Genomic DNA, 14,046 nt, shown 5'->3' with positions numbered 1-14,046 from the left:
ATATAACTCATCATATAACATTTAAATGTAATTTAACTCTTTTTTAACAGGATTTCACTCACTCCCTAATATTACAAAAAATTTATATAGTATTATTAATACTTAGTATTATTAAATTATATAAAAAATATTATCTAGTGGTGTGGGATGTTGAAATACAATTCGATGCATAGAAAACTGATATTAACACTTTTAACATTTATCTTTGGATTAACGATCTGTGGAACTGTTTCATCTGCAGATTTTGAACAAAATTACACTCTTGATTCGGATTTCGATGAAGGTTCACTCGTGGGACTTGAACACAACAGCACCCACAACCAGCTGCAGCTTTCAAACGGCTCACACTCTGCACTTCCATACATTTGGATCCCTAACAGCAACGAAGGAACTGTTTCCAAGGTAAACACCATCACAGGCATGGAAATAGCCCGTTACAGAACAGGACCTCAAAGCTCCACAAATCCCTCCAGAACAACAGTGGATCTCGAGGGTAACTGCTGGTTAGGAAACCGTCAAACAGGTACTGCAGTAAAAATTGGCCTTTTAGAGAACAACTGTTACGTTGACAGGAACCAAAACGGTGTTCCAGACACTTGCAGGGATTTGGATGGAAACGGAGTGATAAGCGCAGATGAAATCCTGCCATGGGGTTCTGACGAATGTGTACTCTACGAAGTTATCCTTATACTTGGACATGAGGGCACCCACACCCCTGGAAACTACACTGGGCCTTACGTTAACGATAACAACAATCCGGGTCCAAGGGGAATAGCAGTTGACTCCAAAAACAATGTATGGCTGGGTACATATGGATCAAAGAAGTATTACCATGTGGATGGAAAAACGGGCCAAATAATGGGCACAGTTGATCTTTCATCCCGGGGACATACCCCCTACGGTGCAGTGATAGACCAGAACGGCATACTGTGGTCATCAGGTGCGGGCGGTCAGAACGTACTTCGCCTGGACACCAGTAACAATTCTATAACCACCATAAATCTCCATCACTTTGTCTATGGACTTGCACTTGACAGAGACAACCATCTATTCATCGCAGGCTGGGATTCATCATGTTTTTCAAGGATAAACATCCTAACAGGAAGGATCGATTGGACGAAACCATGTCCCTACCAATCCCGGGGAGTGGCGGTAACCGATGATGGAGACGTGTGGATAGCAAATTCTGCAGGAGGAACAGTTACCAGATACTCAAACAACGGAGACTTCAAAGCCACAATAACTGTTGGATCCACACCAACAGGGGTTTCAGTGGATAATCAGGGTAAAGTATGGGTGGTGGATTATGGGGATGAATACATACATCGCATAAACCCTGGCAACAACCAGAAAGACAACGTTGGAAACATAATCAACGGGGCGGAATTATCAAAGAGAATAATGGGAGGCACCCACTACGGCTACAGCGATATGACAGGAACCGTATCAAACACCATAACCACCAATAAAGGAACATGGACTGTTGTTCATGATTCCATCCTTCCAAACAGCCAGTGGGGGTTGGTTTCATGGACGTGCTTTGAACCTGCAGGAACCAGAGTAACGGTGAGAACGCGCAGTTCCAACGATAGAACAAACTGGTCAAACTGGGAAACAGTTCAAAACGGATTTTACCTTAATTTAACCCCAAAAGGCAGATATTTGGAGATAGAAACAGAATTAATAAGGCTCACAGGTTACGAATCTCCGATCCTTTACAATCTCATGGTTCGCACCATAAGAACAGATGTTAAGATAGAAACAACTTTAAACAATTCAAATCCAAGCGTTGGAGACAACGTTAGAATTATTACAAAATTAATCAACAATGGCCCGGATGCAGCCAATAACCTCCTTGTCCACCTTAATTTACCTCCTGGCTTCATCTGGGCCGTAAACAGTCAAGGTTACTCAAATGGATCTGATTGGATCTTGGGAACTTTAAATCCTGATGAAAGTGCATACCTAGAAATTAACGGTACAATAACTCCAGAAATGGTCGGTAAAAACTTAATCTATGGGTTTAATGAAACCCACGATGAATACGATCCTTCTCCGGGTACTGGATCCTCTGTGAATATCTATATTCCCTTATCTCTTTTGGAAGTGAATAATGCCATGAAAAATGGTGATCCCACTTTAACTGTCCACAACAACGGTCTCGACACGGCATTCAATGTGGCAGTGCCAGTTAAGATGCCCAAGGGATCCAAGACCAATCCAAACCAGGGTTACTATGAAACCGGGTTATGGTGCATTGATTCCCTTGCACCTGGCTCTACAGCCCTATTCAGTCTGAGTTTTCCTGCAACAGCTCCTTCAACTCAGATCAATCACAATTTTAATGGTATAAAAAGTAGTAACGGAGTTTCTAACCGGAATTATTATTCCCAAAAGGGGAACATTCCACCACCAAATGAAAAGACAGTTCCAATGGAAAATACAGGTATTTGCCTCAATTTTTCAGCTATTGCTATTTTATTAGTGTTTTTAGGTTCATACCTCAATCTAAAAAGTAGTAATGTTAAACCCAACAAATTAGTTGTTTTTTTAATACTTTTAGGAATGGTTCTTCTTTTCATGGGCTCTGTAAGTGCCACAAGCGAGAACAGAACTTACAACACAACTTCTGATTTCAAAGAGGGAGCATGTAACAATATAAACTGTTCTGATAATAATTTAAGGCTTAATAATCATGTTAACCCCTCAAAAAAATATATTTGGGTGCCTAACACCAACCAGGGGACTGTATCCAAGATCGATGTGTTCACAGGTCAGGAAGTTGCACGCTACAGAACAAGTCCACAGGAAAATGCATTTCCATTCCGTACAGCAGTGGATGATCAGGGAAACTGCTGGGTTTCCAACAGACTAACGGGCACTCTGGTTAAGATAGGATCCTACGAGAATGGAAATTATCGGGACCTTAACCACAACGGAGCAATCGAGACGTGTCATGACAATGATGGAAACGGAATAATCACGTCTGATGAACTTCTGCCATGGGGTTCGGATGAATGTGTACTTTATGAAGTCGTTTTAACCTCTGAAACCCAGGGCACATACATCCCTGGAGGTTACCATGGAAGTTATGCCAATTATGCCAACGGAATCAAGGCACTGACCATTGATTCACAAAACAATTTATGGGTGGGTAGCAGTGAAACTAACAAATATTACTGTATTGATAACGAAAATGGCCAAATATTAAAGGTAATTGATGTTTCAAAGGTTAATCACAGCCCTTCCTATGTGCTGATGGATAAAATTGGTATTTTATGGTCTGGAGGTAACAATCTGCTCCGACTGGATCCTTCCACAGAAACCATGAAGGTGTTCGATGTGGGTTACCCAATTTACAGCATGGCTTTGGACGATGAAAACCACTTATTTTTGTATGAAATATACAATCACTGGCTTTGGCCTGGAACAAAACTGGTACGATTCGATACAACTACAAACACAGTCAACTGGACCAAATCACTTTCATACATGTACGAGGGTTCTGTTCTAGTTTCCAGGGACGGCAGTGTGTGGGTTGCAGATTACTACAACCACTGGTTCTACGGTAAAAGAGAAGGAGTAACACGTTACAGCTCTGATGGAGAAGTAATTGCCAGAATAATTACTCCTTCTCTTCCTTTAGGGTTGAGTGAGGATGTCAATGGCAAAATATGGGTTTTGGAAAGTAGCGGTGAGTACATTCACCGCATAGATCCTGAGATCAACGGTGTTGACCTATCTAAACGGGTAATTGGAGGGGTTCACGATGCGCTGGGCAGCATGACGGTTCCATCTAATGGTAGCTACGATCAGGGCACTTGGACTGTTGTTCATGATTCAGGGGTTGAAAACTCCTCATGGGGACTTATAAACTGGACGAGCTGTGAAACTTTGGGTACACGGGTAACGGTTAAGGTCAGAAGCTCCAACGACCAGAACAACTGGTCGCAGTGGGATAACGTTCAAAATGGAGTTAAAACTCAGTTAACCCATAACGGCAGATATTTAGAAGTTTTCATGTGTCTTGAAAGGTTCAATGGTTTGGATTCTCCAGTTGTTTACAGTTTAGCTGTGAGAACCTTGAAGGAACTAGGCACAGACATGATGGTCAACATGACCGCGAATAAAACGGTTCTTGATCTGGGTGAAACAGTTCTCTTAACCATTCAAACATGGAACAAAGGCCCCAAAAGTGTAGATGTTTTTGTGAAGTACATTACTCCATCAAATCTGAAGCTTTTAATCAGCAACGGACCTGGAACTTATGATACGCTCTCTGGAATTTGGAATGTGGGAACATTGCCTCCTGACGGTACAGCTGCACTGGAACTTGTACTGCAGGCAGTTAATTGGGGGTCAAGTAGTAATGTTGCAGTTGTTTCATCGAATCTCCAGGATCTGAATCCTCTCGATAATATGGTACAAATTGACTGTTCTGTCACTCAAAAAGTTGTGAACGGTCCTTTGAACGTTTTAACCGTTGATCCTCCATTCAATCCAGAAGCTCCTGAAGTTTCTGGGGACGAGAGTTCTGGTGGAACTGGTGGTGGATCTTCAGGAGGTTCTAATGGGGTTTCAAATCCTCCAGTTCTGGGTGGTGGTCAGCTTGCTCGGGATATTCAGGGTGTTCGTGAGTCTGTTGGCACGGGAAAACTTGTTATTCCTGAGTGGAATCCTGAGCCTCTTAAAACTTCAGAACTAATTGAAGATGGATTGAAAGAGTGGAAATCTCTTTTGAGAGATTTTGCTTTGAATGTTCTTTTTGATGTTGCTCTCTTGGCATTACCTAGTGAGTATCTTCAACAAGTTGGAAATGCATTCTTAAACTCTTTTAAGGTTCTTGGAGATGTAGTAAGATATTTTGGATATGGAAAACGTGTAGATCAAGCGTATGTGCTGCTGAAACAATTTCAAAAAATAATTGAAAAACCTGGAATTGTAAATGTCATTAATAAATGGTCAAAGGCTATGGATATTTTATCTCCTAATGTGGAGAATTTAATTGTTGAAAAAGTTTTAGGTAAAATGTTTCCTAAATCTGGAACTGAAATTAAGCTTCTTATGACTGCAATTTCCACGTATGATTTTAGTAAAGACCCATTTTTGACAGTGAACCTCATTATAGATACTATTACTTTCATTTTCACAAAGGATCTTCCAGACATTGAAGTTATTAAAAATGTTCTTATAAGTAATTGGTTCTAATACTGATCATTGGTTGGGGAGTGTATCCATACACTAATGAATTGTGGGGGTACGGATTTTGGGATTTTCTGAAAAAATTGAAAAAGCGGCAGTTAAAAAAGAAAGGAAAAGGGGACTTGAAGATATAAATGAGCTTTTTGGCTTTTTAAAATGTATCGAAGTAAAAGATTTGAATTATGTGCTGTCTGAAATTAGGAATTTGACTAAATCAGAACTATATGAAAAAGTGATAAAGGCGGTTACTACAAAAAATAAATTTGATGTTGATGTAGATTATATGGATAAAACACTCCAAAATGGGGTGTTAAAGATCGCTTTTGATAATTTAAGAAAAAGTAATCTTTTGACGGTTGTTTTTACAGGTTCTCTTATCACAATTAATGATTTTCTCACTCTTTATACTTTTATTGAGTCTATTTACTATATGAACCTTGATAGAGGAACGAATTTTGATGATACATTAAATGTTTATCTAAGTGGCTGTGATGAGCGTATTATTTTTGCTTTGGATTGTTTTGATGAGGTTGAATTGGAAAATATTCCCAAACCTACATCAGAATATTTTCAAATGCTTAAAACAGTAACTTGGAAAGATAAAAAGGCTAAAAATGTTTATAATAAACTAAATGAACTCATGATGGAGGTATCCAAATTTGTTTTGGACTATCCTGATTTAAATCAACGTATGGGTTGGCTTTCTACTTATTGGTCAACTCAAAATCTTTTTATTCAATTACTTGCAGCTTGCAGTGCCGCGAATGATAATCGTTTGGAGATCAAGGCTGAAGATGTTATTAAGGCGTATAAAACTTTTTTTAAATTGATTAAAACGGATGTAACTAAGTATAAAGCTATTCCAGAACTGGTACAGGATATCGAGGGATATAATGGCTCTGTTATGACTAGGGGTTACTTAGTCTGCAAAAACTGTGGAGGTTACTACAAGCTCCAAGCAGGGGAATCACCTGAAGATTTTGAAAGGTGCCGGTGCGGTGGCGAATTAGAATATTCTGAAGGCATAGACTTTGAAGATCATTAAATGGAATCAACTCTAAAAAATCATCCCTCAGCCTTATCTATAACAAAGCAGCAGTACTTATCCCCCTTTGCATAACATTTAACCTCTTCAACATGAACATCTTCACCGAAATGTGCTGAAAATACGGCTTCGAGGACTCCTGAGTCGAATGCACAGGCGGATCTTCCAATCTGAGGTAGATCTTCACATTCGAAGCAGTCGTAGGCTCTTATTGTAAGGGGGTCCAGCTTTTTAACTTCTATACGGCCCAGATTATTCTCCTGCCAGAATGCAGCTATTTTCTCTGTGAGGTTCTCAAGATCTTCAGACTCCAGCTTTTTGTAGAAGGTTTCACCAACCTTCAAACCTGCATTGTGGAGTATGGGGTCGATGTTGACTCCCTCTTCCATGAGTGCAACCCTTATGGTTCTGAAGACGAACCTGAAGAATTCAAATGGATCCCCGGATTCTGTCACCCTTTCAAGGTAAGTTTCCACTTCCTTTTCAAATTCCTTTCCAGTTTCAAGGTCTCCTATGTACCGGGATTTGATGAAGAATATCTTCCTGCGCCTGTCAGAGGGGTCGGGTCTGTAGTCAACTATGCCCTCATCAAGGAGATCCATGAGGTGTGCGGATATGGTTGATTTGGATTTACCTGTCATTTCAACGATCTTCGATGCACTCAAACCTCCATTGCTCAGTATTGAGAGAATTTTGGCTTTGATTGGACTTTTGATAACGTTGACTCCTCTTTCTGTTGCAAATATCTTTATCGATCCATTTTTCTTTTTGTTCTTGCTTCTCTGGGTCATTTACAAATCCTCATTAGTTATGCTGTGGCTTCCACTATATAAATGGTTCGTATCAATCCGAACGGTAAAGTTTATATAGGATGGTTCGTATAGAAGCATACAGTTTGAGAAGACACGAACCAATATTGGTTCACGATCATGGTTGAAAATCCATGGTTTGAAATTGAAAAACGGAGGATGAGCAATATGAAAGCAGATGCAGTGAAAATGAAGGATGGAGTGTACTGGGTAGGAGTTCTTGACTGGGATCTCAGAACCTACCACGGATACACCTTGGATGGAACAACCTACAACGCCTACCTGGTCTTTGGTGATGACAAGGTGGCACTTATAGACAACTGCTACCATGGAAAATCCGATCAGATGTGGGGCAGGATAAAGGACGCATTCGAAAAAGAGGGAAAACCATTAAAACTGGATGTAATAATTCAGAACCACGTTGAAAAGGATCACAGCGCAGCACTCCCGGAGATTCACAGAAAATTCCCGGATGCACCAATTTACTGCACAGAAGTCGCAGTTAAGGGTCTCAAAAGACACTTCCCATCCCTTGAGGGTGCAGAATTCGTAACAGTCAAGACAGGAGAAACCCTGGATCTCGGAGGTAAAACCCTTGCATTCCTGGAGGCATTCCTACTGCACTGGCCAGACAGCATGTTCACCCTACTGGCTGAAGAGGGAATACTTTTCCCAAACGATGCATTTGGACAGCACCTGTGCTTCAACCAGCTCTACGACACGGAAATACCAGAGTACGTTTTAATGGATGCCACAAAGAAGTTCTACGCCAACCTCATAACTCCTGTATCCAAGTTGGTCCTTAAAAAATTCAAGGAAGTTGAAGAGCTCGGTCTCCTTGAGCAGATAAAAATGATAGCACCATCCCACGGTCAGATATGGACGGATCCAATGAAGGTCATAGGAGCCTACAGTGCCTGGGCAACAGGGGAGTGCAAGGACAAGATAACCATAGTATACGACACAATGCACGGATCCACACAGAAAATGGCCCACGCCCTTGCAGAGGGAGTCACAAGCCAGGGCTTTGACGTGAAGATGTACTACCTCCACGAGGATGAGCGCAGTGAGATCGTCAAGGACATCCTTGACAGCAAGGCCGTTGCCTTTGGAATTCCAACTATCTACGACGCACCATTCCCAAGCATGGGGGACATAGTTTACTACCTCCAGGGACTCAGGTTCGATAGAACCGGCAGCAAAAAACCTGCAGTAACCTTCGGATCCATGGGAGGCCAGGGTGGAGCACCACAGAAACTTAAAGATGACCTTGAAGAGTGTGGATTTGATGTTTCAGATGCCTATGAGGTTTACTACGTGCCAGATGAGGAAGAACTGGAACACTGCTACAACGTTGGTAAGGAACTCGCGTCAAGGGTAAAAAATTAACCTTAAAACTCCCTTAATGATTAAAACATTTAAAATTTTTTATAAGACAGTTTATCACCAGTGATAAAAAAAATTCAGTTAGTCGCTGAATTGATACCGCCTAGATTCGGACGGAGAATGATAGAACATCTCCGTCCTGATCTTACATATCTTAAAAAAGGATTATTCAAAATAAAAGGAGGAAATAAATATGGAAATTATAAACGAACATGAAATGGGAATTACAGAAGGAACAGAACTGGAAAAAGAGGTTCAGGCAAACTTCCAGGGAGAATGTGCAGAGGTTGGAATGTACCTTGCAATGGCAAGACAGGCCCAGAGGGACGGACTTCCAGAGGTTGCAGAGGTCCTTAAAAGAATAGCCTATGAAGAAGCAGACCACGCATCCCACTTCGCAGAGATGAACGGCATCATCAAACCAACCCTCAAGGAAAACCTTGAAATGATGCTTGAAGGCGAAACGATGGCCAACAATGAGAAAAAGGCTGCTGCAACCAAGGCAAAGGAGAACAACATAGACCCTGCCCATGACTTCTTCGATGAAAGCTCCCGTGACGAAGGAAGACACGCCAAAATGTTGAAGGGCCTGCTTGGAAGGTACTTCTAAGTATCTTTTCTTCTCCTAACCATTTTTTTCAGATGATCCGGTGTTACAATGAAGTACGAGTGCGAAATCTGCCACTACATCTACGACTCAGAGATAGGGGATCCAGAGCATGGATTTGAAGCGGGACTTTCCATTGAAGACCTGCCTGAAGACTGGGCCTGTCCAATATGTGGACTTGGAAAGGAATGCCTCCAGCCAGTTGAAGATAAAACTAAAGCCCCTATGGGGGAGCTGCCCCTCAACCTCATGGTCCTGGCCCTTACAAGAGGCCTCTGGACGATATCTGGAAGGGGATCCTATTCAGTGACACGTGAAATTGGAAGAACCTTTCTAAAGGAACTTAAAAAAACAGATATGGAATTCAAAGATCCTGAATCGGCGCTTAAATCTGTTAAAACCTATTTCATAGATCTGCACAGGTTTGCAAGGGACATGGAATACGAAGTGCGTGACAAGGATGTTGAACTCACGGTTAAAAACTGCAGGTTCTTCGGCCTCTGCAAACAACTTGAAGACCAGGGTGTTTTAATAACAACATGTCCCTACACCAACACAAGTTCTGTGGCTCTGGAGGAGGTTACAGGATACAGGTACAGAATAAACAAGGAAAAGAGTGGTTACGGCCATAAGATAACTCTTAAACCGGTTTCAAAGGTTTAATTTGATTTTTTAATATTAGAATTATAATTTGATATTTAATTTTATTTTTAAGCCATAATCGATTTTAATCTTAGCAAATAAAACATAATTCTATTTTTAATGCAAAAAAAGGTTCGATTTTAAACCAGTAGAATTGTATTTAAAAATAATAAAATTTAATGATGCATTAAATAATTAAAGAGATAAAAACCCCTAAAAGGGTTTTATCCTGTTTGCTAGTTTTTGAAATTTTTCAGTTTCTCACAGGCATCCTCTGCTGCAAGCACAACTGGGTCAACAACCATTGAAACTGGTGGGGCGTATGCAAATTCCATTGAAACCAGTTCATCGCATTTTACCTGTTTGGATATGACTATGGACATGGTATCAACCCGCTCTGCAACTGTTTCCATTGCTATGATCTGACAGCCTACTATGGTGCCCTCTCTGTTGCATATGAGCTTGATGTCAATGGGTTTGCAGCCGGGATAGTATCTTGCCCTTGTCAGGGCACTGCTTCTTCCAGCAACGATTGGTATTCCGCTGAGGTCACCTGCAGTTTCACTGAGTCCAACTGCTCCAAGTTCCAGTTTTCCAATCTTCGAAACCACTGAATTCAAAACAGGTCTGAAGCTGGCAGTTTTACCGGCTATGTTTTTAGCTGCAACTTTTCCCTGACGCACTGCAGTTGTTCCGAAGGGTGAAAGGGTGTTTTGACCTGTTATTGCATCATGTACCTCAACACAGTCACCAACTGCGTAGATGTTTGGAATGGAGGTCTGCATCTTATCGTTGACTTCTACGGCCCATCTTCCGATTTTACAGCCTGCTTCACTTGCAAGGGATATCCGTGGACGCACACCTGTGGCCATTATAACCATATCTGCATCTATCAACTCTTCCCCAACAGCTACCTTCTCAACCCTCTCCTCACCAATGAGTTTTTCAACGGGTTTGCCCAGAACAACCTTGACTCCCTCTTTTTCCATGTAATCCTGAACTTTGACTGCCATATCTGGGTCCAGAGACCTTGGAAGTATCTGCGGCAGCATTTCAGTCACTGTTACATCCAGTCCCAGCTCTTTGAGTTCGCAGCCAGTTTCAAGTCCTATGGCTCCAGCTCCGATAACAACAACTTTACTGCTCTTTTTAGCCCATTCCTTGATCTTTTCTCCATCTTCAATGGTTCGGACCTTGAAAACGCCTTCAAGATCGACTCCATCCACTGGGGGAATGAATGAAGCTCCTCCTGTTGCTATTACAAGATAATCGTACTCTGCAGTTTTTTTAACGTCATTACCGTTTTCTTTGGTGATATATTCGACTTTGTTATCATCTGATAAGATTTTAGTGACCTTTGATTCTGTTATAATGTTTATACCCTTTTCTTTGTAGTCTTCAGGTTCGTGCATTATGATATCTTCAAAGGATCCTATTTCACCACCTAAAACGTAGGGTATAGCACATGGGGAATATGCTACATGACTGTCCGTTGTTACAACGGTTATTTCTGCATTTTCATCGTATTTCCTTATGTTTGAGGCCACGGTAAGCCCGCCGGCTCCGCCACCTATTACAACAACTTTCATTTATCTTTTCCACCTTTTACATCAAGACTTACAGATAGATTTCTGTATTTCTCAAGGTATAAAAAGTTTGATCCATCAAACGATATTTTCATTAAATTCCTGATCCATTCAGGAAAAATTTATATATCCATGAATTTAGATATATAGAAATATAATAGGATCTTCAAAGCCAGATCTCAAAGGAACAGGTTGTATAAAACCAATATTTTAATTAACGTATTCCATTCTTTAACTAACTAAATATGAGGGTAGGTGTAAAAATGAGGGACAAAGAGATTAAAGAAGCTGTCAAGGAACGTTACTCAAAAATTGCAACCAAGGAAGAATCTTACTGTGAGTGCTCATGCTGTGGAGGAGAAAGTGCAGACATGGTGATTCAGCAGGCGAAGGCTGCAGGTTACACCGATGCAGAACTTGGAAGCATTCCTGAAGAAGCAGTATTTGGTCTGGGATGTGGCAACCCAACAGCACTTGCAGAGATTAAGGAAGGGGAAACAGTCCTGGACCTTGGATCAGGTGGAGGAATAGACGTTTTTCTCGCAGCCAGGAAGGTTGGAGATAAGGGCAAGGTCATAGGGGTGGACATGACCTCCAGCATGATTGAAAAGGCGGTTGAAAATGTTGAAAAAGGGGGCTACATCAACGTAGAGTTCAGATTGGGTGAAATAGAGGACCTACCAGTTGAAAGTGACAGTGTGGATGTCATAATCAGTAACTGCGTTATAAACCTCACCCCTGACAAATCAAAAGCGTACTCAGAGGCTTTCAGGGTTTTAAAGTCTGGAGGCAGAATACTGGTCTCTGATCTCGTTACAGAAGGAGAAATACCTGAGGAGATACGTAAAAGTTTCCAAGCATGGTCAGACTGCGTAACCGGGGCAATGGAAAAACAGGATTACCTGAACACAATTAAAAATGCAGGATTCAGGGAAGTTGAGGTTTTAGAGGAACATTTCTTCACAGAACCGAACATGGATGAGCGTCTTGTAACTAAGATCGTAAGTGTGCAGGTTCGGGCATTAAAATAAATATCGCCTTGACTAGGGTTAAAAAAGCCGTAAATAAAGAAATAAAGGTCTGAAAATGAAGAACTGTAGTACCAAGGATGAAAACAACGAATCAAGGCCGTGTGCAGAACAGATAGATAAATTGGGGCAGATATTACCGTCTTTACCCTCTGCTGATGAGTTTCAGGTCATGGCACAATCGTTCAAGGCCCTTTCCGATCCAACAAGGCTCAAGATACTCCACCTTCTGGCAGAGGGGGGAGCTTTGCGTCTGTGAAATAATCTACGCCCTGGAAAAACCTCAGTCAACCATATCCCATCATTTGAACATCCTCAAAAATGCAGGATTCATAAAATGGCGTAAAGAGGGTGTTTGGATTCATTACAGAATTACAGATGAGAAATTGGTGGACGAATTAGTGTATTTATTTGAAACACTTCAAAGGTAGTGATTTTATGTCGGAAGGTAGTTTTAAAAACAAAAAAGCGTTGGCTGCATGCAGTGGAATGAGTCCTTATGGATTGGTTTCAAGGGTTGCAGTAGCAGACACAGTCAAAGAATCTGATAATGTGATATCAATATGTATGGGGGCTACAGCAGCAGACAGAGAAGGTTTTCGAGGCCTTATAAAGAAATACCCAATAGTGGCTGTAAACGGCTGTGATGGGGCCTGTGTAAATAAGATACTAAAACAGAAGGGTGTTGAACCAGTCAAAACACTCGATGCAATCAATATTCTTAACGAAACAGGATTGAAGCCAACTGATGTTTGCAGGTTGGATGATGAGGGTGAAAGATCCGTTGAAACAGTTAAAAAATCCATTAAAAAGGCTTTAAAATATTTAGATTGAAGTTTAAGTTAATCCACATTAAGGATATTTGAAGGCTCAAATTGTGATGTTATCCTGGATTTTAGAGATGTTGAATTAAGATTAGTGGAGGAGTGTATTTTGAAGGTAGCCATAGTAACAGACGGTCCCTATGGGGAACGGGCATATGAAACCATAAAGGAAGAATTTGAATGTGATTATGTGGAACTTGAGCCTCCAGCATCCCTTTTCATGGATGAAATTGAAGTGCCCTCAGAGGAACTTGAAAGGCTTGAAGAAGCAGATCTGCTCATAACATATGTTCTCCATCCTGATCTAACCCTCGAGCTCGTTGAAAGGCTTCATGATAAGGTTGACTGGATAATAGTTGGGGCATGGCGTGGTGAGGGATTCAAGAACCAGGTCGAACGCTTTGGCAATGTCAACTGCCCTGAAAACATGTGTGACCTTGAAGAAAATGGTAACCCCACCTACGATGAGTTTGTTGCCAAATTTGGAATGCCAGTTGTTGAGGTAAATCTTGAAAATGGTAAAGTTATTGATGTTGAAGTTTTAAGATGTTCTCCCTGTGGTTCAACCAGATTCGTGGCAGATGAAATGGTTGGAGAGGAGATTGAAGGTTTACCTGTAAGAGCAGGTCTTAGAATACAGCACTACCCATGCAGAGCACCAAAAATGCGTTTATTCACAGATGATGAATGTAAAAAGGAGATGGCGGCCAATTTCCATAGAGATGCCTTTGAAGAAGCCATTGAAATGGCCTTAAAGAAATAAAAAACCTAAAGAAATAAAAAAAATTTTAAGTCCTTCAAATCTTCTCTCACGTGTTTTGGGCATAACTAAACCATCCTAATACGAAAATCATTCTTTTTTATTATTTTAATTCCTATCCTAATATGAAACTCTTAATGAAGTCTAATATCTTATT

General features: G+C 41.0%; 12 protein-coding genes. 10 read left to right on the top strand and 2 right to left on the bottom strand.

Annotated features, from left to right (window positions below; translation table 11 throughout):
- The first annotated feature begins 147 nt into the window (after nt 1–147).
- Nucleotides 148–5,208 carry a DUF11 domain-containing protein gene (locus tag MCBB_RS11245; RefSeq protein ID WP_071907847.1) on the top strand — a complete coding sequence of 1,687 codons (5,061 nt, stop codon included), beginning with the start codon at nt 148–150 and terminating at the stop codon, nt 5,206–5,208.
- 58 nt (nt 5,209–5,266) lie between these two features.
- Nucleotides 5,267–6,247 (top strand): hypothetical protein, encoded by a 981-nt coding sequence (locus MCBB_RS11240; RefSeq protein WP_071907846.1) that lies wholly within the window; start codon nt 5,267–5,269, stop codon nt 6,245–6,247.
- A 20-nt stretch (nt 6,248–6,267) separates the two neighbouring features.
- Here MCBB_RS11240 and MCBB_RS11235 read toward each other — a convergent pair whose 3' ends face one another.
- A complete protein-coding gene (locus MCBB_RS11235; RefSeq protein WP_071907845.1) occupies nt 6,268–7,038 on the bottom strand; it encodes a V4R domain-containing protein in 771 nt (256 codons plus the stop codon).
- A 186-nt stretch (nt 7,039–7,224) separates the two neighbouring features.
- Between MCBB_RS11235 and MCBB_RS11230 the strand changes: the two genes are divergently transcribed.
- The 3 genes from MCBB_RS11230 to MCBB_RS11220 all read left to right on the top strand — a co-directional run bounded on the left by MCBB_RS11230 (nt 7,225) and on the right by MCBB_RS11220 (nt 9,712).
- Nucleotides 7,225–8,445: an FprA family A-type flavoprotein gene (locus MCBB_RS11230; RefSeq protein WP_071907844.1), complete on the top strand. Its 1,221-nt coding sequence runs from the start codon at nt 7,225–7,227 to the stop codon at nt 8,443–8,445.
- 190 nt (nt 8,446–8,635) lie between these two features.
- A complete protein-coding gene (locus MCBB_RS11225) occupies nt 8,636–9,052 on the top strand; it encodes a ferritin-like domain-containing protein (RefSeq protein WP_171899137.1) in 417 nt (138 codons plus the stop codon).
- 48 nt (nt 9,053–9,100) lie between these two features.
- Nucleotides 9,101–9,712, top strand: a complete 612-nt coding sequence (locus MCBB_RS11220; RefSeq protein WP_071907842.1) for a rubredoxin — start codon at nt 9,101–9,103, stop codon at nt 9,710–9,712.
- Between the two features lie 215 nt (nt 9,713–9,927).
- On the opposite strand, the gene MCBB_RS11215 is transcribed toward MCBB_RS11220, so the two are convergent.
- Nucleotides 9,928–11,280, bottom strand: coding sequence for an FAD-dependent oxidoreductase (locus MCBB_RS11215; protein ID WP_071907841.1), 1,353 nt, complete (start codon nt 11,278–11,280; stop codon nt 9,928–9,930).
- A 260-nt stretch (nt 11,281–11,540) separates the two neighbouring features.
- On the opposite strand from MCBB_RS11215, the gene arsM reads away from it, so the two are divergent.
- From arsM to MCBB_RS11195, 5 genes are all read left to right on the top strand, one after another.
- Nucleotides 11,541–12,308, top strand: coding sequence for an arsenite methyltransferase (gene arsM / locus MCBB_RS11210; protein WP_071907840.1), 768 nt, complete (start codon nt 11,541–11,543; stop codon nt 12,306–12,308).
- 55 nt (nt 12,309–12,363) lie between these two features.
- Nucleotides 12,364–12,564 carry an ArsR/SmtB family transcription factor gene (locus MCBB_RS12400; RefSeq protein ID WP_331709793.1) on the top strand — a complete coding sequence of 67 codons (201 nt, stop codon included), beginning with the start codon at nt 12,364–12,366 and terminating at the stop codon, nt 12,562–12,564.
- A complete protein-coding gene (locus tag MCBB_RS12395; RefSeq protein ID WP_331709808.1) occupies nt 12,506–12,736 on the top strand; it encodes an ArsR/SmtB family transcription factor in 231 nt (76 codons plus the stop codon). The genes MCBB_RS12400 and MCBB_RS12395 overlap by 59 nt, the downstream gene beginning before the upstream one ends.
- 7 nt (nt 12,737–12,743) lie before the next feature.
- A complete protein-coding gene (locus tag MCBB_RS11200) occupies nt 12,744–13,139 on the top strand; it encodes a putative zinc-binding protein (RefSeq protein WP_071907839.1) in 396 nt (131 codons plus the stop codon).
- Between the two features lie 99 nt (nt 13,140–13,238).
- A complete protein-coding gene (locus MCBB_RS11195; RefSeq protein ID WP_084789968.1) occupies nt 13,239–13,892 on the top strand; it encodes a DUF166 domain-containing protein in 654 nt (217 codons plus the stop codon).
- Nucleotides 13,893–14,046: the final 154 nt, after the last annotated feature.

It is taken from the genome of Methanobacterium congolense (assembly GCF_900095295.1).
Lineage (GTDB): Archaea > Methanobacteriota > Methanobacteria > Methanobacteriales > Methanobacteriaceae > Methanobacterium_C > Methanobacterium_C congolense.
This window is presented reverse-complemented; position numbering and strand designations above follow the sequence as displayed.

Bases quoted from the DNA above. Each gene is read 5' to 3' on its own strand.
- MCBB_RS11225 (WP_171899137.1), top strand. From the start codon at position 8,636: ATGGAAATTATAAACGAACATGAAATGGGAATTACAGAAGGAACAGAA.
- MCBB_RS11215 (WP_071907841.1), bottom strand. From the start codon at position 11,280: ATGAAAGTTGTTGTAATAGGTGGCGGAGCCGGCGGGCTTACCGTGGCC.
- MCBB_RS11230 (WP_071907844.1), top strand. From the start codon at position 7,225: ATGAAAGCAGATGCAGTGAAAATGAAGGATGGAGTGTACTGGGTAGGA.
- MCBB_RS11200 (WP_071907839.1), top strand. From the start codon at position 12,744: ATGTCGGAAGGTAGTTTTAAAAACAAAAAAGCGTTGGCTGCATGCAGT.
- MCBB_RS11220 (WP_071907842.1), top strand. From the start codon at position 9,101: ATGAAGTACGAGTGCGAAATCTGCCACTACATCTACGACTCAGAGATA.
- arsM (WP_071907840.1), top strand. From the start codon at position 11,541: ATGAGGGACAAAGAGATTAAAGAAGCTGTCAAGGAACGTTACTCAAAA.
- MCBB_RS11235 (WP_071907845.1), bottom strand. From the start codon at position 7,038: ATGACCCAGAGAAGCAAGAACAAAAAGAAAAATGGATCGATAAAGATA.
- MCBB_RS12400 (WP_331709793.1), top strand. From the start codon at position 12,364: ATGAAGAACTGTAGTACCAAGGATGAAAACAACGAATCAAGGCCGTGT.
- MCBB_RS11245 (WP_071907847.1), top strand. From the start codon at position 148: ATGTTGAAATACAATTCGATGCATAGAAAACTGATATTAACACTTTTA.